At 63.9% G+C, this 20,426-nt stretch carries 19 protein-coding genes and 1 riboswitch; of the genes, 12 read left to right on the forward strand and 7 right to left on the reverse strand.

What is annotated here, in order from left to right:
* Window positions 1-98: 98 nt before the first annotated feature.
* The 5 genes from AB7A72_RS09170 to AB7A72_RS09190 all read left to right on the forward strand — a co-directional run bounded on the left by AB7A72_RS09170 (window position 99) and on the right by AB7A72_RS09190 (window position 5,526).
* A complete protein-coding gene (locus tag AB7A72_RS09170) occupies window positions 99-803 on the forward strand; it encodes a response regulator (protein ID WP_369459710.1) in 705 nt (234 codons plus the stop codon).
* A gap of 18 nt (window positions 804-821) precedes the next feature.
* Window positions 822-920, forward strand: a riboswitch (S-adenosyl-L-homocysteine riboswitch).
* Window positions 921-994: 74 nt separating this feature from the next.
* The gene (gene ahcY, locus AB7A72_RS09175; RefSeq protein ID WP_369459711.1) at window positions 995-2,425 is read left to right on the forward strand and encodes an adenosylhomocysteinase; all 1,431 of its coding nucleotides are present in this window, start codon (window positions 995-997) and stop codon (window positions 2,423-2,425) included.
* Window positions 2,426-2,558: 133 nt separating this feature from the next.
* Complete coding sequence (locus tag AB7A72_RS09180) at window positions 2,559-3,761, forward strand: TlyA family RNA methyltransferase (RefSeq protein ID WP_312531054.1); 1,203 nt, start codon at window positions 2,559-2,561, stop codon at window positions 3,759-3,761.
* Between the two features lie 23 nt (window positions 3,762-3,784).
* Window positions 3,785-4,612 (forward strand): methylenetetrahydrofolate reductase [NAD(P)H], encoded by an 828-nt coding sequence (gene metF, locus AB7A72_RS09185; RefSeq protein ID WP_133857436.1) that lies wholly within the window; start codon window positions 3,785-3,787, stop codon window positions 4,610-4,612.
* A gap of 71 nt (window positions 4,613-4,683) precedes the next feature.
* Window positions 4,684-5,526 carry a septal ring lytic transglycosylase RlpA family protein gene (locus AB7A72_RS09190; protein WP_369459712.1) on the forward strand — a complete coding sequence of 281 codons (843 nt, stop codon included), beginning with the start codon at window positions 4,684-4,686 and terminating at the stop codon, window positions 5,524-5,526.
* A gap of 86 nt (window positions 5,527-5,612) precedes the next feature.
* Here the strand turns inward: AB7A72_RS09190 and AB7A72_RS09195 are convergent, their stop codons facing one another.
* Window positions 5,613-6,500 (reverse strand): 23S rRNA (adenine(2030)-N(6))-methyltransferase RlmJ, encoded by an 888-nt coding sequence (locus tag AB7A72_RS09195; RefSeq protein WP_239809493.1) that lies wholly within the window; start codon window positions 6,498-6,500, stop codon window positions 5,613-5,615.
* A 334-nt stretch (window positions 6,501-6,834) separates the two neighbouring features.
* Here AB7A72_RS09195 and rplM point away from each other — a divergent pair, with 334 nt between their 5' ends.
* The 4 genes from rplM (at window position 6,835) to mdtD (ending at window position 9,751) form a co-directional block, all read left to right on the forward strand.
* Window positions 6,835-7,263: a 50S ribosomal protein L13 gene (gene rplM, locus AB7A72_RS09200; protein WP_230780412.1), complete on the forward strand. Its 429-nt coding sequence runs from the start codon at window positions 6,835-6,837 to the stop codon at window positions 7,261-7,263.
* An 11-nt stretch (window positions 7,264-7,274) separates the two neighbouring features.
* Window positions 7,275-7,667: a 30S ribosomal protein S9 gene (gene rpsI, locus AB7A72_RS09205; protein ID WP_021026900.1), complete on the forward strand. Its 393-nt coding sequence runs from the start codon at window positions 7,275-7,277 to the stop codon at window positions 7,665-7,667.
* 192 nt (window positions 7,668-7,859) lie between these two features.
* Window positions 7,860-8,225 (forward strand): iron-sulfur cluster insertion protein ErpA, encoded by a 366-nt coding sequence (gene erpA, locus AB7A72_RS09210; protein ID WP_021026899.1) that lies wholly within the window; start codon window positions 7,860-7,862, stop codon window positions 8,223-8,225.
* A gap of 101 nt (window positions 8,226-8,326) precedes the next feature.
* On the forward strand, window positions 8,327-9,751 hold the full coding sequence (gene mdtD / locus AB7A72_RS09215; RefSeq protein WP_369459713.1) for a multidrug transporter subunit MdtD: 1,425 nt from the start codon (window positions 8,327-8,329) through the stop codon (window positions 9,749-9,751).
* Window positions 9,752-9,754: 3 nt separating this feature from the next.
* Here mdtD and AB7A72_RS09220 read toward each other — a convergent pair whose 3' ends face one another.
* Window positions 9,755-10,876, reverse strand: a complete 1,122-nt coding sequence (locus AB7A72_RS09220; protein WP_239809491.1) for an anhydro-N-acetylmuramic acid kinase — start codon at window positions 10,874-10,876, stop codon at window positions 9,755-9,757.
* Between the two features lie 78 nt (window positions 10,877-10,954).
* Complete coding sequence (locus AB7A72_RS09225) at window positions 10,955-12,319, reverse strand: M23 family metallopeptidase (RefSeq protein WP_239809490.1); 1,365 nt, start codon at window positions 12,317-12,319, stop codon at window positions 10,955-10,957.
* Between the two features lie 247 nt (window positions 12,320-12,566).
* On the opposite strand from AB7A72_RS09225, the gene tyrS reads away from it, so the two are divergent.
* Window positions 12,567-13,799, forward strand: coding sequence for a tyrosine--tRNA ligase (gene tyrS / locus AB7A72_RS09230; RefSeq protein ID WP_369459714.1), 1,233 nt, complete (start codon window positions 12,567-12,569; stop codon window positions 13,797-13,799).
* 220 nt (window positions 13,800-14,019) lie between these two features.
* Here tyrS and AB7A72_RS09235 read toward each other — a convergent pair whose 3' ends face one another.
* Together AB7A72_RS09235 and AB7A72_RS09240 are read right to left on the reverse strand one after the other, a co-directional pair.
* A complete protein-coding gene (locus AB7A72_RS09235) occupies window positions 14,020-15,003 on the reverse strand; it encodes a Bug family tripartite tricarboxylate transporter substrate binding protein (protein ID WP_312461539.1) in 984 nt (327 codons plus the stop codon).
* A 155-nt stretch (window positions 15,004-15,158) separates the two neighbouring features.
* Complete coding sequence (locus tag AB7A72_RS09240) at window positions 15,159-16,133, reverse strand: LysR substrate-binding domain-containing protein (RefSeq protein ID WP_239809487.1); 975 nt, start codon at window positions 16,131-16,133, stop codon at window positions 15,159-15,161.
* 271 nt (window positions 16,134-16,404) lie between these two features.
* On the opposite strand from AB7A72_RS09240, the gene AB7A72_RS09245 reads away from it, so the two are divergent.
* Both AB7A72_RS09245 and glmU read left to right on the forward strand, forming a co-directional pair.
* Window positions 16,405-16,827 carry a DUF2917 domain-containing protein gene (locus AB7A72_RS09245; protein ID WP_312410906.1) on the forward strand — a complete coding sequence of 141 codons (423 nt, stop codon included), beginning with the start codon at window positions 16,405-16,407 and terminating at the stop codon, window positions 16,825-16,827.
* 157 nt (window positions 16,828-16,984) lie between these two features.
* Complete coding sequence (gene glmU, locus AB7A72_RS09250; RefSeq protein ID WP_369459715.1) at window positions 16,985-18,403, forward strand: bifunctional UDP-N-acetylglucosamine diphosphorylase/glucosamine-1-phosphate N-acetyltransferase GlmU; 1,419 nt, start codon at window positions 16,985-16,987, stop codon at window positions 18,401-18,403.
* Window positions 18,404-18,493: 90 nt separating this feature from the next.
* On the opposite strand, the gene AB7A72_RS09255 is transcribed toward glmU, so the two are convergent.
* On the reverse strand, window positions 18,494-19,597 hold the full coding sequence (locus AB7A72_RS09255; RefSeq protein ID WP_369459716.1) for a sensor domain-containing diguanylate cyclase: 1,104 nt from the start codon (window positions 19,595-19,597) through the stop codon (window positions 18,494-18,496).
* Between the two features lie 287 nt (window positions 19,598-19,884).
* Window positions 19,885-20,406 carry an Lrp/AsnC family transcriptional regulator gene (locus AB7A72_RS09260; protein ID WP_455423819.1) on the reverse strand — a complete coding sequence of 174 codons (522 nt, stop codon included), beginning with the start codon at window positions 20,404-20,406 and terminating at the stop codon, window positions 19,885-19,887.
* Window positions 20,407-20,426: the final 20 nt, after the last annotated feature.

Genomic DNA, 20,426 nt, shown 5'->3' on the forward strand with positions numbered 1-20,426 from the left:
TGCAGCGGCAGTGCCAGGGTGCTGAAGTGTAGCGAAGTGCCCGCTTCCTCTCGGTACACAGGCGCAAACCACCCCGGTTTTTTGTCACAATCGGGCGCATGACGCTTGCAGCCCCCCGCATCCTCCTGGTGGACGACGATCCCAATATCCGCCGCTTTGTGCGTCTGGCCATGGAGGACGAAGGCTGGCAGGTCTTTGAAGCCGACAGCGCCCGGCGCGGTCTGATCGAGGCGGCCAGCCGGCAGCCCGATGTGCTGGTGCTGGACCTGGGCCTGCCCGATGCCGATGGCAAGACCTTGATCACCGAGCTGCGCGGCTGGAGTGGGCTGCCGGTGCTGGTGCTCTCGGCCCGCGACCAGGAAGAGGAAAAGGTGGCCGCACTGGATGCCGGTGCCGACGACTACCTGAGCAAGCCCTTTGGCGTGCCCGAGTTGCTGGCGCGGCTGCGCGTGATGCTGCGCCGGGGCCAGCGCAGCGGGGGCGACAAGCCCGGCAGCACGGTGCGTTTTGGCGATGTGGAGGTGGACCTGGCCACGCATGAGGTGCGCCAGGCGGGCGTGGCCGTGCACCTGACCCCTATCGAGTTCCGGCTGCTGGCGGCGCTGATTGCCGGCCAGGGCCGGGTGCTGACGCACCGCCAGCTGCTGCTGCAGGTCTGGGGGCCGGAGTACCTGGACCGGCCGCATTACCTGCGCGTGCACATGGCCAACCTGCGCCAGAAGATCGAGGCCGAGCCGGCCCAGCCCCGGCATCTGCTCACCGAGCTGCAAGTGGGCTACCGCCTGGTGGGGTTACAGGGCTGATGCCCTTATAATCGCACTCCATCCGAGGAGCGTTGCAGCGTTTCCCAGTCTGGCAAGGCGCCAGACCACCACGGGGCGTGAGGCTCGGATTTCATCTCGCAACGACGCTCACCCACGCTTTCTGTGCGGTGAGATGGTCTTTCCCCTTCTTCCGCGGAACGTGGTTTTTCATTCAATTTTTGGAGAAAACCATGAACGCTGCTGTTCGCTTCAATCCCGCTGACTCTGCGATTACCGATATTTCCCTGGCCGCTTGGGGCCGCAAGGAAATCAAGATCGCAGAAACCGAAATGCCTGGCCTGATGGCCGTGCGTGAAGAGTTCGCTGCTGCCCAGCCCTTGAAGGGCGCGCGCATCACCGGCTCGCTGCACATGACCATCCAGACCGCCGTGCTGATCGAGACGCTGACGGCCCTGGGCGCCCAAGTGCGCTGGGCCTCGTGCAACATCTTCTCGACCCAGGACCACGCCGCTGCCGCCATCGCCGAAACCGGCGTGCCCGTGTACGCGATCAAGGGCGAGTCGCTGAAGGACTACTGGGATTACACCCACGCGATCTTTGAATTCGGCGCCAAGGGCACCGAAGGCGAAGGCCCGAACATGATCCTGGACGACGGTGGCGATGCGACGATGCTGATGCACCTGGGCAAGAAGGCCGAGAAGGACCTCTCCGTGCTGGCCAACCCCGGCAGCGAAGAAGAGAAGATCGTGTTTGCTGCGATCAAGGCCAAGCTGGCCGTCGATCCAACCTGGTACAGCCGCAAGTCGGCCCATATTCTGGGCGTGACCGAAGAGACCACCACCGGCGTGCACCGCCTGAACGAAATGTCGGCCAACGGCTCGCTGCTGTTCCGCGCGATCAACGTCAACGACTCGGTGACCAAGTCCAAGTTCGACAACCTCTACGGCTGCCGCGAATCGCTGGTGGACGGCATCAAGCGCGCAACCGATGTGATGATCGCCGGCAAGGTGGCCGTGGTCGCTGGCTACGGTGACGTGGGCAAGGGCTGCGCCCAGGCGCTGACTGCGCTGCGCGCCCAGGTCTGGGTGACCGAGATCGACCCGATCAACGCCCTGCAGGCCGCGATGGAAGGCTACAAGGTCGTGACCATGGAGTACGCCGCTGACAAGTGCGACATCTTCGTGACCACCACCGGCAACAAGGACATCATCCGCCACGAGCACATGGTCGCGATGAAGGACGAGGCCATCGTCTGCAACATCGGTCACTTCGACAACGAAATCGATGTCGCATCGATCGAGAAGTACGAGTGGGAAGAGATCAAGCCGCAAGTCGACCACATCACCTTCCCCGATGGCAAGAAGATCATCCTGCTGGCCAAGGGCCGCCTGGTGAACCTGGGTTGCGCCACCGGCCACCCCAGCTTTGTGATGTCCAACTCCTTTGCCAACCAGACCCTGGCGCAGATCGAGCTGTTCACCCGCCCCGACGCCTACGAAGTGGGCAAGGTCTATGTGCTGCCCAAGGTGCTGGACGAGAAGGTCGCACGCCTGCACCTGAAGAAGGTCGGCGCCCAACTGACCGAACTGACCCAGGCGCAAGCGGACTACATCGGCGTGAAGAAGGAAGGCCCTTACAAGCCTGAAACCTACCGTTATTAAGCTGAGCGGAAATCCCAGCGCCAGGTGACACTCTTCGGTGCCGCCTGGCGCTGCAGCCCGGTAGGGCATTTGTTGTGAAGACTGGCTGCTCCGCCTGGCGGGCCGGCCGGTCGTTTTGATTGAAGGAACGCGCATGCGCGCAGATGTGTTTTTGGTGGAAACGGGCCTGGCGTCGACCCGCTCGCAGGCGCAGCGCCTGATTGCTGCGGGTGTGCAGTGGCGCACCACCTCGCTGGCCCCCTGGATCAAGGTGGCCAAGAACGGTGACGAGATTCCAGCAGGCGCCGATGTGGAGCTGCTCGATGACTCGGAAGCCAAGTACATCTCGCGCGGCGGCCTCAAGCTGGAAGGCGCGTTGGCGGCGACCGGCCTGGTGGTCAAGGATCTGCGCTGCCTGGACGTGGGCCAGAGCACCGGGGGTTTTACCGACTGCCTGCTGCAGGCGGGTGCCCGGCAGGTGATCGGTGTCGATGTGGGCACGGGCCAACTGCATGAGCGCCTGCGCGCCGATGAGCGCGTGGTCTGTGTCGAGGGCTTCAATGCCCGCGCGCTGACGCCTGAATCCCTGGAAGCGGCCTGCGATCTGGCCTTGACCGAGATCGTGCTGGAAGAAGAGGACAACGACACCCAGCCGGTGGCCCCTTATGCCTGGATGCGCAATGGCGGCCAGGTCGATGACGAATACGACGACAGCCAGGACGCCAAAGAGCAGGAGATCGAGGACTTCAAGGCTGAGCGCAGTGCCAAGCAGCGCGCCAAAGCGGAGGGCACGGCCCCCGTCGAGCGCCGCCGCCGACCCGGTACCGAGAACATCGATATCCGCCCCGAGTTTGACTTTGTCACCGGCGATCTGTCCTTCATCTCGCTGACCTTGGTGCTGCCAGCGGTGGTGAGCGTGCTCAAGCCTGGCGGCCAGCTGCTGATGCTGGTCAAGCCCCAGTTCGAGCTGCAGCCCGGCCAGATTGGCAAGGGCGGCATTGTGCGCGACAAGGCCTTGTATGCCGAGGTGGAACAGCGCATCCGCGCCTGCCTCGCCGAGCTGGGCCTGGAGGTCAAGCAATGGATGGATTCGGCCATTGATGGCGGCGACGGCAACCATGAGTTCTTTGTGCATGCCCAGCAAGGCGCGGTCGTCAAGGCGCCCGTGCCTGCAGCTGCCGATGCCAGTGCGGATGCCCCGGCAGCGCCCGCGAAAAAGGCCGCTGCCAAGCGCCCCTCGCGTGCCGATATGCGTGCCAAGCGTGATCTGCAGGAGCTGTACGTGGACCCCGAAGCGGCCAGTTTTGGACAGCCGGGGCCCGCGCGCTCGAAGCAGAAAAAGCGCAACGAACGTTAAGTGTTGAGGACCTGGAGACGCCGATGTCTTTTCCGATCAGTTTTGAATTTTTCCCGCCCAAGACGCCCGAAGGCGCTGAGAAGCTGCGCGTCGTGCGCCAGGCGCTGTATGCGCGCAAGCCCCAGTTCTGCTCGGTCACTTATGGCGCGGGCGGCTCCACGCAAGAGGGCACCTTTGGCGTGGTCAAGGCCATCCTCGATGAAGGTGTGGATGCGGCATCGCATTTCTCTTGTGTGGGCGCCACCAAGCAGACCGTGCGTGCGCAGCTGCAGCAGCTCAAGGACATGGGCGTCAAGCGCCTGGTGGCCTTGCGCGGCGACCTGCCCAGTGGCTACGGCCTGGGCGGTGAGTTCCACTACGCCAGCGATTTGGTGACGTTTATCCGCGACGAATTCGGCCAGGATTTCCACATCGAAGTGGCCGCCTATCCGGAGATGCATCCGCAAGCGCGCAGCCCGGAAGCGGACCTGCAAGCCTTTCTGGCCAAGGTGAAAGCCGGGGCAGATTCGGCCATCACGCAGTACTTCTTCAACGCCGATGCCTTTTGCAGATTTCAAGAAGATTTACAAAAACGCGGTGTGGACCTGCCGGTCATCCCGGGTATTATGCCGATCACCGGATCGACGCAGCTGATGCGCTTTTCGGATGCCTGCGGTGCCGAGATCCCGCGCTGGATTCGTCTGCGACTGCAAGGCTATGGAGATGATGTTGCCAGCATCCGTGCCTTTGGCCTGGATGTAGTGACCCAGATGTGCGAGGACCTGCGCCGCCGTGGTGCCGTCGGTCTGCACTTCTACACCATGAACCAAAGCGCAGCCACACTGGCGATCTGCGACCGGCTGGGGCTGTAGCCAACAGCGCTGTGGTCTTGCAGCGTGGTGGCCCCGAATGTGCCCAAGCGCGGAAAGACCAGGAGTTGCTGTTGCCCTCATCCACACGATCGCGATGCCGAGGCTGGCTGGCCGCTGTCAGCCTGGCCGCGCTGGCGGGTGGCTGCGTGCATGTGCCCAGCGATGTCGATGGCACGCCGCCGGCGCAGCCAGACAGCACCGCGCCCGGCCCTGTGCATCCCGAAGCCGCATTTACCCCGCCGGAGCGTTCCGCCACAGAGGCGGCCATCACCTCGACCGCTCCAGAGGAACTGGCACTGGCCGGTGAGCGCCGGGGCCTGGGCCTGGTGCTGCCGCCGTCGGCACCGCTCAGCAGCATCGATGGGCTGTCCCGCCCCTGGGATGTGCCCGACATTCCTCCCGCCCTCAAGCAAGACCCTTACCGATCAGCCGACCAGCAAGGCATGGCCTCTTGGTATGGCGGCCAGTTCCATGGCCGCAAGACGGCCAATGGCGAGCGCTTTGACAAAGAAGGCCTGACAGCAGCACACAAGACCCTGCCTTTTGGCACCCAGGTCTGTGTGCGCAGCATGGTCACCGGCAAGGCGGTGGTGGTGCGCATCAATGACCGGGGCCCTTATGCCGGCGACCGCATCATCGACCTGAGCCAGGGCGCTGCCCAGGAGCTGGGCATGCTGGGCCTGGGCATCAAGCCGGTGGAGCTGTGGACCCTGGATGACGATGACGACGATTGCCCATCGTTTGTGCTGGCCGGGCGGCGCGGCAGCGGTGCGTTGGCCGGTAATGGTGCGCGCGGCCAGCCGGCAGCGAAGGCGGCGGTGCAACACCGTGGCCGTGTGCGGGCCGTGGTGCCGGCCACCAAGGCACAGGCCAAGCCTGGCAAGGCAGCGGCTGCAGCACGGCGCAAAAGGTAAAGCCTCAGCGCACAAAAGCAAAAAACGCAGGCCCATCGGATGGATGGCCTGCGTTTTGCGATGGCGGGTGGCCGGGCTGGCAGTGCTTACTTGCCGCCACTCTCCAGCACATAGCCGGCATTGCTGTCTTGCTGCAGCAGCTCGGCCATTTGGGGCAGGGCGGTCTTGAGCTGGTCCTTCAGGGTGAAGGGCGGGTTGATCAGGAACATGCCACTGGCAGGCAGGCCGGGGCGCTTTTCCTCACCCTGGCGCATGGCCGTGGTGATCTTGCTGTTCTTGACCGTCAGCTCGGCATTGAGCCAGCTCTTGCCAAACTTGTTGGCCAGGGTCTTGAGGCGGCGCGGCAGGTCATGGGCTTCCTGGCGCGGGATGATCGGGTACCAGACCGCATAGGTGCCGGTGGGGAAGCGCTGCATGCTGTCGGCCACCATGTCGAGCACGCGGCCATAGTCGGTCTTCATCTCGTAGCTCGGGTCGCACAGCAGGAACGCGCGGCGCGATGGCGGGGGCAGGAACTTCTTCACGCCCTCGAAACCATCTTCCAGCAGCACCTGGACCTGGCGGCCGGCCTTCAACTGCGCGATGTTGCCGGTCAACGAACGGCAGTCGGTGGGGTGCAGCTCAAACAGCTTGAGCTTGTCGCGGTCACCCAGCAGGCGCTGCGCGATAAAGGGCGAGCCCGGGTAGACCTTGTAGGTGCTGCTGGTGTTGAAGGCTTTGACCATGTCCACATAGTCTTGCAGCATGGGGCACAGGTCCTTGACGCCTTCGAGGCGGCGAATGCCTTCATCGGCCTCGGCACTGGTCGTGGCGTAGTCGCCGTCCAGGCGGTACAGGCCCGCCCCGGCATGGGTGTCCAGCGCAACCAATGCCGCCTCTTTTTGCGTCATGTATTGCAGGGATGCAATCAGGATGGTGTGCTTGAGCACATCGGCGTGATTGCCGGCATGGAAGGCGTGGCGGTAACTGAACATAGGGCGCCAATGGTAGCGATATGCGCCGTGCTACGGCGCCAAAGGGGCATGCGGCAGCGGTTATGGACGCCAAAAAACCCCGGAGTACACCCGAACCCGGCCTTTTGGGGGATGTGAGGAGGCACTTTACGCTTTGCGCAAAAGCTTTTATAATGGAGAGCTTCGCAGCGATTTTTATGAATCCCGCGGCGAAGACTGGTTGCAGTGGGCCCGCAAGGTTACGCGGCAACCGGGTATCCCGCCTAAGAGGCTTCCTGCGCAAGTTCCTTGCGTCTAGAAGAAGCACCGACCGCGGAAAAGGATTCGCCAAACCCTCTATTGAAAGAGAAAACTCATGTCTACATTCAGCGCAAAACCCGCTGAGGTGCAACACGAGTGGTTTGTGATTGACGCCACCGATAAGGTGCTCGGACGTGTCGCCAGCGAAGTGGCACTCCGTCTGCGCGGCAAGCACAAGGCCATTTACACACCTCACGTTGACACCGGTGACTACATCGTCATCATCAACGCCTCCAAGCTCAAGGTCACTGGTACCAAGAACACGGACAAGGTGTACTACCGTCATTCGGGCTTCCCCGGCGGCATCACTGCCACCAACTTCCGCGACCTGCAAGCCAAGTTCCCTGGCCGTGCGCTCGAGAAGGCTGTCAAGGGCATGCTGCCCAAGGGTCCTCTGGGCTACGCCATGATCAAGAAGCTGAAGGTCTACGGTGGTGATGAGCATCCTCACACCGCCCAACAGCCTAAAGTGCTGGAAATCTAAGGAGTCCCGAGATGATTGGTGATTGGAACAATGGCACCGGCCGTCGCAAATCCAGCGTCGCCCGTGTGTTTCTGAAGAAGGGCTCCGGCAAGATTGTTGTGAATGGCAAGGACATTCAACAATATTTCGGCCGCGAAACCTCGATCATGATTGCAAAGCAGCCTCTGGTGCTGACCGGCAATGTCGAAACCTTCGACATCCAGGTCAACGTGCACGGCGGCGGTGAATCCGGCCAGGCCGGTGCCACCCGCCACGGCATCACCCGCGCTCTGATCGATTACGACGCAGCACTGAAGTCGCAACTGAGCCAAGCTGGCTTCGTGACCCGTGACGCACGTGAAGTCGAGCGTAAGAAGGTCGGTCTGCACTCTGCACGCCGCGCAAAGCAGTTCTCCAAGCGTTAATTGCTGGCTACTTGCCAAGAACCGCCCCTCGGGGCGGTTTTTTTATGGCTGTTGAGACCGTCAACACGTTCTCGGAACCGATCGGGGTATTCCCACACTGCAATTGGCGTCACCCGGCGGGCGGGCTGCGTGAAGGTGGCGATTGGAGTACCATTCTTTGCAGTACATCAAATAAGACAGGAGTCGTCTCCCATGAGCGAAGTTGCAGAAAACACCATGACGGAAATGCCCACCCCGATTGTCTTTACCGACAGCGCAGCGGCCAAGGTGGCCGATCTGATTGCCGAGGAAGGCAATCCGGACCTGAAGCTGCGCGTGTTCGTGCAAGGCGGCGGCTGCTCGGGCTTCCAGTACGGTTTCACCTTTGACGAGATCGCCAACGATGACGACACGACCATGACCAAGAACGGCGTGTCGCTGCTGATCGATGCGATGAGCTACCAGTACCTGCTGGGGGCCGAGATCGATTACAAAGAAGACCTGCAGGGCGCACAGTTCGTGATCAAGAACCCGAACGCCACGACCACCTGCGGTTGCGGATCGAGCTTCTCGGTATAAGCCGCGCAGCACGTGATGGAAGGCATGGTGGCTCTGCTGCTTGCCTTCTGGTCCACCACCTTGCCTCAAGCCGCTGTTGACCAGCGGCTTTTGTTTTGCCCATGTCCGCTGAACTGACCCCACGCACCGTCGCGCCCCACAAGGAGCGCCTGCTCTGGCTGGTGGCGATTGCCTTTTTTCTGCAGTCGCTCGATGCCACGATCCTGAACATTGCGCTGCCGGCGATGGCCCATTCGCTGGGCCAAAGCCCGCTGAAGATGCAGTCGGTCATCGTGGCCTACTCGCTCACCACGGCCATGCTGATTCCGGCATCGGGCTGGATTGCCGACCGCTTTGGCACGCGCCGCGTCTTCATGTGGGCGATTGCGCTGTTTGTGCTGGGCTCGGTGCTGTGCGCGCTCTCGCCCAGCCTGGGCTTCTTGATTGCTGCACGCGTGGTGCAGGGCGTGGGTGGGGCGATGATGCTGCCGGTGGGGCGCCTGGCGGTGTTGCGCAGCCACCCGAAAGGGGATTTCATCCGCGCGATGAGCTTCATCGCCATTCCCGGCCAGATCGGACCCTTGCTGGGCCCGACCCTGGGCGGCTGGCTGGTGGAGGTCGCCACCTGGAACTGGATCTTCTGGATCAATGTGCCGGTCGGCCTGTTCGGCGTCTGGGCCGCGCGCCGCTGGATGCCCGAGACGACATGGTCGGTGCCGCGCAAGTTCGACGGCCTGGGCTATGCGCTGCTGTCGTTCGGCATGGTGGCTATCTCGGTGGCGCTCGATGGCATGTCCGGCATGGGCCTGGGCATGGCCTTGGTGGTGGTGCTGATGGTGTTTGGCCTGGCCAGCCTGGCCAGCTACTGGATGCATGCGATGCGCGTGCCCGAACCCTTGTTTCCTCCAATGCTGTTTCGTGTGCGCTCGCTGCGCGTGGGCTTGCTGGGCAATCTGTTTGCCCGCTTTGGCACGGGGGCTGCGCCGTTTCTGATCCCGCTGCTGCTGCAGGTGGGCCTGGGCATGGCACCGATGAACGCCGGCATGATGATGCTGGCCACCGTGCTGGGCAGCATGCTGGTCAAGCGCTTTGCAGTGCAGACGGTGCAGTACTTCGGCTACCGCCGCGTGCTGCAGGTCAACTCGGTGATGGTCGCGCTCATGCTGGCCAGCTTTGCCTGGGCCAGCGCCAGCCAGCCGCCGTGGTTGCTGCTGCTGCAGCTGTTTGTGTTCGGCGGCTTCAACTCCATGCAGTTCTCGGCGATGAACTCGGTCACGCTGAAGGACCTGGATGGCGAGTTTGCCAGCAGTGGCAACAGCCTCTTGTCGATGGTGCAGATGCTGGCCATGGGCATTGGCGTGGCCCTGGCCGGCGCGCTGCTGTCGGGCTACGCCGACCGCTGGATCACTGACCCGGACAAGTCGCTGCGCGCCATCCACGCGACCTTTCTGACCGTGGCCTTGATGACCTTGGCTGCCACCTTGGTGTTCAGCCAGCTCGACAAGGATGAGCCGGTCAAGCCGGCGCCCGATGGCGGGGATGCCTGACCGCTAGCGCGGGTAGATCGCGCCCAGCACGCGGGGGCCGCGCGCCCCAGTGACCGCCGGCAGGTTGCCGGGCAGGCTCTGCCAGCACTGGCGGGCCAGCCAGGCAAAGGCGCTGGCCTCGACCTGCACCGGAGGCAGGCCATGCTCGGCCGAGCTGTCCACGGCGATGCCGGGCAGCAGATCGGCCAGGCGCTGCAACAGATGCTGGTTGAGCGCCCCGCCGCCGCAGACGATCAAGGTCTGGCCCTCGGCTGCGCCGTGGCGCTGCATGTCCTGCGCAATCGCCAGCGCGGTGAAGGCGGCCAGGCTGGCCTGCACATCGGCAGGTGCCGCGCCGGGCGCATGGCGCTCGAGCAACGGCGCCAGCCAGGCGGGGTTGAACAGGTCGCGCCCGGTGCTCTTGGGCGGCGGCAGCTGGAAAAAGGGCTCTTCCATGAAGGCCGCCAGCAGGGCCGGAATGACCTGGCCGCTGGCCGCCCAGCGGCCGCCGTCGTCATAAGGTTCGCCGGTGTTCAGCTGGCACCAGTGGTCCATCAGCGCATTGCCGGGGCCGCAGTCCCAACCCCGGATGTCGTCGCCTTCAAGGCGGCTGATATTGGAGATGCCCCCGATGTTGAGCACCCAGCGTGGGCTGCCCAGCGCGCCGGCACCGCCAAACACACTGTGGTGGAAGGCAGGCACCAGCGGCGCACCCTGGCCGCCTGCAGCCACATCGCGGCTGCGGAAATCGGCCACCACGGTGATGCCGCTCAGCTCCGCCAGCAGCGCAGGGCTGTTCAGCTGCAAGGTATAGCCGGTGCCATCCCACAAGCCTGGCTGGTGGCGCACGGTCTGGCCATGGGCGCCGATGGCGGTGATATCACCGGGCTGCAGCTGGCTGCGCGCCAGCAGCCGATCGACCACCTGCGCATAGCTGCGTGCCAGTGCATTGCCGGCCAGCGCCGCGCGGTGCAGCTCATGCTCGCCAGCGCTGTTGAGCGCCAGCAGCTCGGCCCGCAGCTCGGGGGCAAAGCCGGTGCTGGCGTACTGCAGCACCTCCATGCGGCCGTCCTGCCATTGGGCAATCACACCATCCACACCATCCAGCGAGGTGCCGGACATCAGGCCAATAAAGCGTTCAGTCATCGTTGTTAAGCCTGCAAAAGCAAAGGCCCCAACAATACCAAGATTGTGGGGGCCTGGGGGCGGGGGCGCCTTACCGGTTTACTGGTTGGCGTTGGTCTCGAGCATCAGCATCTGGTCGTTCAGGGCCAGGCGCATGCTGTTGGCGAGGTTGTCGAACTTGGCGCGGGCCTGGCGGCTGATGGGCTTGCTGGTTTCGCTCTCGGCCACCATCGCCAGCGGGTCACGCTGCTCGCCGGCGACGCGGAACTCAAAATGCAGATGGGGGCCCGTGGCCCAGCCGGTCTGGCCGACGGCGCCGATTTCATCACCCTTGCCCACGCGCGCGCCTTGCTTGACGGCGATGCGGCTCAGGTGGGCATAGACGGTTTCGTGCTTGTTGCCATGGTCGATGTAGATCACATTGCCGTAACCGTTTTGCACGCCGGCAAAGGTCACCAGGCCATCGCCGACAGTGCGCACCGGCGTGCCTTGGGGGGCTGCCAGGTCGGTGCCTTTGTGGGCGGACCAGGTCTTGTGGATGGGGTGCACGCGCATCGCGAATGCGCTGGAGACGCGGGTGTACTTGACGGGCGAGCCGATGTAGCTGCGCTCGCCGCTTTCGCCGGCAAAGTTGTAGTAGGCGCCCTTGTCCTTGGGGGAGTCCTGGAACCACAGCGCCTCATGGGTCTTGCCGTTGTTGCGGAACTCGGCGCTCAGCAGGCGGCCGGTGCCCAGCACTTCGCCATCGGCTTCGAGCGTTTCGTAGACCAGCGAGAAGCGGTCACCGGCGCGCAGCGCACGGCGGAAATCGATCTTGTCGGCAAACACTTCGACCATCTGGTTCGAGACGTTGTCGGGCAGGCTGGCGGCATCGGTGGCTGCATACAGCGAGCTGCGGATGATGCCGCCCGACAGGCGCGTGCCACGGGTCAGCGGCAGGAATTCGGTCAAGGTGTCGAACTTGCCGTCGGCCTTGCGGATGCTGAAGCGCTGGAACACATCGCTGTTCTCGCCCGCCCAACGCACCGTGAGGGTCGTCAGTTCGTGGCTTGGCGTGGTCTCGGCAGTAATCTGGCGGCCAGCCTTGCCAATGATGGCGCTGCGGGCCTTGGCGTTGCTGCGGATGAAGGCCGCGGCAGCTGGGTCAGCCACGCCCAGGCGGCGCAGCAGGGACTCTGGCGTGTCGTTGCTGCGCACCTCATCGGTGCGGTACAAAGAAAAACCCGGTCCGTCGACCAGGTCTGCAATCGAAATGTCCGAAGCCAGCGATTCGACCGGGTATTCCACGGTCTGCACGGGCATGTCGGACGGATTGGGGCCCAGCTCTGCCACAGCGAAAGCGGCGCCGCCACCGGTCATCAACATGACGGCCAGTGCTGCAGCGAGACGCTTGGGGTGTGCTTGGGCGGTATTGACCAACTGGCGAATGACGAGGCTGCCAGCGGTGATGAATCCGTTGTTCAATGTTCCATCCCGGTTATGGAAGGCCTCTTGCCGGCTGCGTTTACGGAGCCAAAACAAACCGCGTCTGTAGGCGCGGTGGGTGGTTTTTTAACAAGAAGGCACAAAAAAAACTTCATGTGCAGCGTTCGCGGGCCTGGATGAAGTCCCCTTGGGACATCGTCTGACAGACGCGGCTAGAATAAAACGCTGCAACGCAAGGGACGCAGTATAACGCCCTCGGCTTTGCTGGCAACCTGAGAAACCCCATATGAATCAATCGACTGTTACAACTTACCCTGTTACCGAACGTGTGCAAGAGGCTTTGCAGGTAAGTCTGCGTGGGGTGGATGAGCTGCTGCCACAGGAGGAATGGGTCAAAAAACTGGCCAAATCCGAGGCGACGGGCGTGCCGCTGCGTATCAAGCTGGGCCTGGACCCTACGGCCCCGGATATCCACATTGGCCACACCGTGGTGCTCAACAAGATGCGCCAGCTGCAGGACCTGGGCCATACCGTGATCTTCCTGATCGGCGATTTCACCACCTTGATTGGCGACCCCTCGGGCCGCAACAGCACCCGGCCGCCGCTGACCGCTGCGCAGATCCAGGTGAATGCCGAGACCTATAAGGAGCAGGCCTACAAGGTGCTCGACCCAAGCAAGACCGAACTGCGCTACAACAGCGAGTGGTGCGACAAGCTGGGCGCACGCGGCATGATCGAGCTGTCGGCCAAGTACACCGTGGCGCGCATGATGGAGCGCAACGACTTCCACACCCGTTTCCACGAAGGCAGCTCCATCAGCCTGCACGAGTTCCTGTACCCGCTGCTGCAGGGCTATGATTCGGTCGCGCTCAAGAGCGACCTGGAGCTGGGCGGTACCGACCAGAAGTTCAACCTGATGATGGGCCGCCATCTGCAGGCCGAGTACGGCCAGGAATCCCAGTGCGTGCTGACCATGCCGCTGTTGGTGGGCCTGGACGGCGTGCACAAGATGTCCAAGTCCAAGAACAACTACATCGGCATCACCGAAGACGCCAACACCATGTTTGCCAAGGTGCTGTCAATCTCGGACGATCTGATGTGGGACTGGTTCACCTTGCTGTCCTTCATGAGCCTGCCGGAAATCGCTGCGCTCAAGCTGGAGATCGAAGGCGGCCGCAACCCCAAGGACGCCAAGGTGCTGCTGGCCAAGGAAATCACTGCACGCTTCCACAGCGCCGCAGCGGCCGATGCGGCCGAGCAGGATTTCATCAACCGCAGCAAGGGCGGCATTCCGGACGACATCCCCGACTTCGCGCTGAGCGGTGCGCCGCTGGGCATTGGCGCGCTGCTCAAGCAGGCCAACCTGGCCCCTTCCACCAGTGAAGCCAACCGCCTGATCGACGGCGGCGGTGTGCGGGTGGATGGCGTGGTCATCGAGGACAAGGGCCTGAAGCTGCCCGCCGGCACCTTTGTCGTGCAAGTGGGCAAGCGCAAGTTTGCCCGGGTCACCTTGGCGTAAAGCTGGGTTGCCAAGCCGGGCTTGCCGGGCTGGCTGTTCGATCAAAGAGCCGCTCCCTTTTGTTGGGGAGCGGCTCTTTTTTCTGAATAGCTCTTTTTGACTGCGGCTGGCATGCGCCAGCCCGCAAGGATGGCCTCGGGCCTGTGAGCCTGACTTCCAGCCCCAGCCGCTGAGCAGCCGGGTTCCCGGGCCGCGCCTCTAGGCCAGGCGGCCTGCAGTTCTACTGCAGCTCGATCTTGGCCTGGGTCGCAATGCGCTTCCACAGCGCAATCTCATCGGCCTGGAACTGGCGCATCTGCGCCGGGCCGCCGCTCATCGCGGTGGCGCCGAGGTTGGCATAGAACTGCTGGGTTTCGGGCTCGGCCGCAATCTGCATGAACCAACCCGCCAGCCTGGCGCTGATGTCCTCCGGCGTCTTGCTGCTGACCATCGCCCCCACCCAGGTGTAGGCCTCGATGCCAGGCAGCCCCGCTTCGCGGGCCGTGGGCACGTTGGGCAGCGCGGCCACGCGGCTGTCGGATGCGACGGCCAGGCCCGTCAGGCGCCCGGCCTTGATCAGCTCCTGCACCGAGGTGGCCTCGGCAAAGGCGTAATCCACCGTATGGCCGGCCACGGCGGTGGCGACTTCGCCCGCACCCTTGAAAGGCACATGCACGGTCTGCACCTTGGCCACATCGTTGAACAGCTCACCCATCAGCTGGTAGCCGGCCGAGCCCGCGCCAAAGTTGATCTTGCCGGGGCTGGCCTGGGCCTTGGCCACCAGATCCTTGAGCTGCTTGGTATCGGCATCGCCCGGCGCCACGACGATGGCCGGCGCGCGCATCATCATCGTCAGCGGCGCAAAGTCCTTTTGCGGGTCATAGGGCAGCGCTTTGAACAGCGCCGTGTTCACCGCCAGGGTGGAGTTGCTGCCGATAAATACCGTGTAGCCATCCGCCGGGGCCGACAAGGCCTGCTTGACCGCTATGAAGCCATTGCCACCCGGCCTGTTTTCCACCACCACCGGCTGGCCGCTGAGCTGCTGCAGCTTTTTGGCGTAGTAGCGCGCTGACGTATCGGTGCCGCTGCCCGGCCCGAAGGGCACGATGAATTTGATGGGCTTGCTGGGAAAGTCCTGGGCCTGCAGTGCCGGGCTGGCCGCGCCAGCGAGCAGCGCCGCACACAGCGCCAGCGCCCGCCGGCGGCCAAAGCGAGGGTGGAACATGGCAGTCTCCTTGTGTCGTTATAGGTGGCTGCCTGCGGGTATGGAACGCGCAGGCAGCCGCTTTGACTGTAGGGAGGGTGCTCTGGCTTGTCTAATAGTGAATTGGCCGGTGCTGAGAGGGTGGGCGTATCAGCGTTGGCTTTCCCCAGCCCCCATCAGTTGCCGGAGGTATCGCCAATGGCCGTGCGCGTGGCGGCGGCCTGCAACTGCAGCCAGGCGCAAAAGGCGGTCACTTCGGGGCGCTGCTGACTGCGCGGGCCAATGATCAGCCAGTAGGCGAGGGGGGAATCCATGCGGAACTCGGGCAGCACCTCGACCAGGTCGCCATTGGCCAGCGCATCGGCGACCAGCGGCATGCGCGCCAGCGCCAGGCCCTGGCCGGTCAGGGCGGCCTGCGCAATCTGGTGGGCATAGTTGAGGAACAGCCAGCGTTTGGGCTGCAGATTGCCGCAGCCATGCAGCTCCAGCCAGCGCTCCCAGGTCAGCCAGTCCAGGTGCTGCAGCCGGTGGGCGTCGCCTGCTTCGATGAGGGTATGGCGGGCCACATCGGCGGGCTGGCTGATGCGCGGGTGGCTTTGCAGCAGCCAGGGGCTGGCGACGACGGCCAACTGCTCGCCAAACAGGCGCTGCGCGTTGGCAGTGGCGTGCTGGGGCAGGCTGTAGCGCAGCGCCAGGTCCACATCGGAGGTTTCCAGGTCGAGCACATTGTCGGTGGCATCGATGCGGATGTCGATTTCGGGGTTGTCGCGCTGGAAGGCCTCCATGCGCGGAATCAGCCACATCGACGCAAAGCTGGCCCAGGTGGTGATGGCCACACTCTTGCGGCCGCTGGTCTGGCGGATCAGGCGCACGGCCGAGTCGATACGCTCGATGGCGGGGGATACCGCGCGTTGGAGCTGGGCGCCGGCGCTGGTCAGCTCCACCGCGCGGGTATGGCGCAGAAACAGCGCAATACCGACCTCATCCTCCAGCGCCTGGATCTGGCGGCTGACGGCCGACTGGGTCAGCGCCAGCTCCTCGGCGGCGGCGCGAAAGTTCAGGTAGCGGGCCACCGCCAGAAAGGCGCGCAGATGGCCCACGGCAATGGGCCGGGTGCGGAGCAGGGAAGGCGGCAGAGGCAGGTCTGGCATGGTGGAGGCACTGTAGCAAGAAGTACACACTGCGCCAGGGTGTATCCCCGGGGCAGGCGTCCATCATGCTCCTGCTTCGATAGCTGCCGCTGGCTTGGCGCGGCCCGGTGGCCGCAGAAACTCCAAAACCTAGGGTAAACCATTAATGCCGTGGCTGCATTGATCGGCCCTCTTTTATTCATTGGACGCCGGCGTGGCCAAGGCGCAAGATACGCATATCGGGTAAACCCTAGGATCGCTTCGATACCAGGGCCCTGCAAAGGAAACCACCATGGCTATGTCTGCATCTCATGTTCTGTCCGCTGGCACCATCGCTGCGCGCCCCGCGCGTGCCAGCCGCGCTGCGTCGGCTGCCGCCGAGATGCGCATTCTGCCCACTGGCAAGGCCATCAGCTTTGTGCCCCAGCGTGACGTCGTGCTGCGCATCTCCGAAGGCACCGCCTGGATTACGCTGGGCCTGGGTCTGAGCAACGAAGCCAGCCTGCAGGCCGGTGATCTGGTACTGCACGCCGGTCACACCGTGGTTCTCAAGGCGGGCCAATCGGTCGTCATCGAGAGCAAGCGCCAGGATCCGCTGGTCTACCACTTCCCCAAGAACCAGGGTGGACAGCCCAACCTGGATGAGCAGCCAGCCCGCTGGTTCACCCGCTTCCAATGGGGTAAGACCGACGGCAGCATGCTCTACAACCTCTAAGCTCTGCGCGATACCAATCAACAGCCTGCCCCGTGCAGGCTGTTTTTTTGCCTGACAGCGCTTGCGCCGGTGCAGGCCCGCAGCCATTGGAGCGCGCGATAATCGCAGGGTTTTGTCTTTTAAGAGGTGGCGCCCGGCGCCGCCTCGCTGATTCACCATGAACGCTCCACTCGACATCATCATCATGGCCGCTGGCAAGGGTACGCGCATGAAAAGCCGCCACCCCAAGGTATTGCAGAAGCTGGCCGGGCGTGCGTTGCTGCAGCATGTGCTCGATACCGCTGCACAGCTGCAGGCCCGCTCAGCGGTGGTGATCACCGGCCACGGCGCCGAGCAGGTGGAGGCGGCGATCGGCCAGAGCAGCGCAGGCAGCACGCAGTTGGCCTTTGCGCGCCAGGAGCCGCAACTGGGCACGGGCCACGCCGTGCAGCAGGCGGTGCCGCTGCTGGCCGACGATGGCATGGCGATTGTGCTGTCCGGCGATGTGCCGCTGACGCAGGCAGACACCTTGCAGGGCCTGCTTGATGCGGCGGGCAGCGACCGCATGGCCTTGCTCACCGTCAACATGCCCGATCCCACCGGTTACGGCCGCATCGTGCGCAATGCCGAAGGCACGGTGCAGCGCATCGTCGAGCAAAAGGATGCGAATGCGCAGGAGCGCGCGATCACCGAGATCTACAGCGGCATCATGGCTGTGCCGGCACGCTGGCTCAAGCCCTGGCTGGCCCGGCTGAACAACCAGAATGCCCAGGGTGAGTACTACCTGACCGACATCGTGGCGATGGCCGTTGCCGATGGCGTGGCCGTCGAAGGCCATTGCATCGCCGATGTGCTGCAGGTGGCCGGCATCAACAGCCCCCAGCAACTGGCCGAGCTGGAGCGTGCCCACCAGATGCGCCAGGCCCAGGCGCTGATGGCCCAGGGCGTGCGCATGGCCGACCCGGCCCGTTTTGACCTGCGCGACGATGCGCGCGGCGGCAAGGCGCAGTTGCTTTGCGGCCAGGATGTGGAGATCGACGTGGGCTGCATCTTTGGCGGCCAGGTGCGCATTGGCGATGGCGCGCGCATTGGCGCCTACTGCCATATCAGCAATGCCGAGATTGCCGCCGATGCGGTGATCCACCCGTTTACCCATATCGATGGCGAGGCCGCAGGTGCCCAGGTGGGTGAGGGCGCGCTGGTGGGGCCGTTTGCCCGCCTGCGCCCTGGTGCCCAGCTGGGCAGGCAGGTACACATCGGCAATTTTGTCGAGGTCAAGAACTCGCGGCTGGCCGATGGCGCCAAGGCCAACCACCTGGCCTACCTGGGCGATGCGGAGGTCGGCGAACGGGTCAACTACGGCGCGGGCAGCATCACCGCCAACTACGACGGCGCCAACAAGCACCGCACCATCATCGAAGCCGATGTGCATGTGGGCAGCAACTGCGTGCTGGTGGCCCCGGTGACCATTGGTGCAGGCGGCACCGTGGGCGGCGGCTCCACCATCACCAAGAGCACGCCGCCGGGCGCCTTGAGCGTGGCGCGCGGCAAGCAGGTCAGCATTGCGAACTGGCAACGGCCGCAGAAGAAGTCTTGAGCGACAGAGCGCCTGGGCATATCGGCACAGGCGCCTGGCGTCGGGAGAAGAGCCACCACACCCCGGCGCCTGAGGGGATGAAGGCTGTGGTCAGGCGCCTGCGGGGGCTCCGGGGCCTGGCATGCTGGCCAGCTCCGCCAGGTGGGCGGCTGAGATGGGTTCCAGCGTGGCATGGCTGCCGTAGCTGCGGGGCGCGCCCCGGGCCTGCTCCAGCGCGGCTTCCGCCTGGTGGATCCAGTCGTCCACCGACTGGTGGTATTTGGCCAGGCTGGCGATGCCGATGCTGACGCTGATCTGCACATCGGGCCAATCGCGCAGGCGGCGGTTGAGCGCCTGGCTGTGGATGCGGTCGGCGATCTGGTTGGCGATGTCCAGGTTCACCCCGGACAGCAGCACCGCAAAGGAGTCGCCGCCAAAGCGGCAGGTGGCATCACCCGGCCGCACGCAGGTGCGCAAGGTGTTGGCCACCGCGATGATGACCTCGTCGCCGGCGGTATCACCATGGCGGCTGTTGAGCTCGCGGAAGTTATCCACATCCACGACGATGAGGAAGGCAGGGATGTCCTTTTGCTTGGCATAGGCGAACAGGCGCGTCGCAAGGTCCTGCCAGTACATGCGGCCAAAGAAGCCGGTCATCGCATCGACGCGGCGCATCACCATCAGCATCTGCTCCTTGTGGGCCAGGCTGCGCAGCAGGTGGCCAGTGGCAATGCCTTGCATCGCCAGGTAGAGGGCGACTGCCAGCAGGCTTCCGACGATTGTGAAGCTGCTCGTGCTGTGCTGGACGTCAAACGAGGTGAGCAGCCCGGCAACGGCGACGCCTGCGATGGCCCCCGCAATGGCCAGCACGGCATGGCGCACGCTTTGCATCGCGTAGGCGCAGTGGACCAGCACCATCAGCATGATCGCGCTGGTCAGCAGGTGGAAATGCACCAGCGCGACCCAGACGCCGATCACCAGACCGTCGACAAAGGACAGGATCACGTCGTTGATGTCGGAGCCGCCTGTGCGGCGCGTACGCCAGCGGGCCAGCAATGGCCAGGCCACCAGTGGCAGCACGATCGCCAGCCACACCGGCCAGGAGGCATTGCGCTGCCACAGGGCCCCCGCAGCGGCCAGCACACAGGACGCCAGAAAAACAATGCGGCCCCAGTCGCTGCGTTGCTGGGTGCTGTCCATTTTGATATGCACCATGGTTAGCCTCTCTTGCCCGATGAGTCATTTCGCCCATGCATCGAAGGACCCGCCTCACGATGTTACTGTTTGATACTCATGGCGCCAGTATGAGGCCGGACTATCGCCGCGACAAGCTTGTAGGCTCCGCTGACATTTGTTGAAGATTTATGTCATTCACGCCCGCTGCAAAGTGGTCACGCACATCGCCGTGGCCGTTGTCGGGGCCGGTCTTCCCGGTGAAACCGCTGCAGCCAATGCCCGTTGTCTCAATCGGGTAATACACTTCCGAGACGGGAGTCCTGCCCTCAGCTGTGCAGCGACAGGTGTGGCCCTTTGGGCAGCGGAATGCGGGTGACGAATTTGCTGCGTTTGGTGGCGAAGTAGGTTTTCACATTGCGCACATTGCTCTGCGAAGTGAACAGCTTTTGCGTCAATGCCAGATAACCGGGCATGTCATGGGCGTAGACCACCAGCACAAAATCCGGCCCGGGGCTGACCCGCCAGCACTGCTGCACCTGGTCGTTCTGCACGACGAAGGCCTCAAAGGCATCCAGCTCTTCAGCGCCCTGCCTGTCCAGGCTGACCTCCACCAGCGCAAACAGTCCAAAGCCCTGCACCTGGGCCAGCACATCGTGCGAGAGCAGGGCCACCTCGGCGGCGATCAGCCCCATCTCGCGCAGCCGCTTGGTGCGGCGCAGGCACGTGGGGGGCGAGACATGCACCTTGTCGGCCAGCGCCTGGTTGCTGACGGAGGCATCCTTTTGCAACGCGTCCAGCAGCTGCAAATCGATGATGTCCAAGGTGAAATCATTCATTTCATCGTTCATTTTGAAATTTTATTTCAATG

The sequence above is a fragment of the Comamonas sediminis genome (assembly GCF_041107495.1).
Lineage (GTDB): Bacteria > Pseudomonadota > Gammaproteobacteria > Burkholderiales > Burkholderiaceae_C > Comamonas > Comamonas sediminis.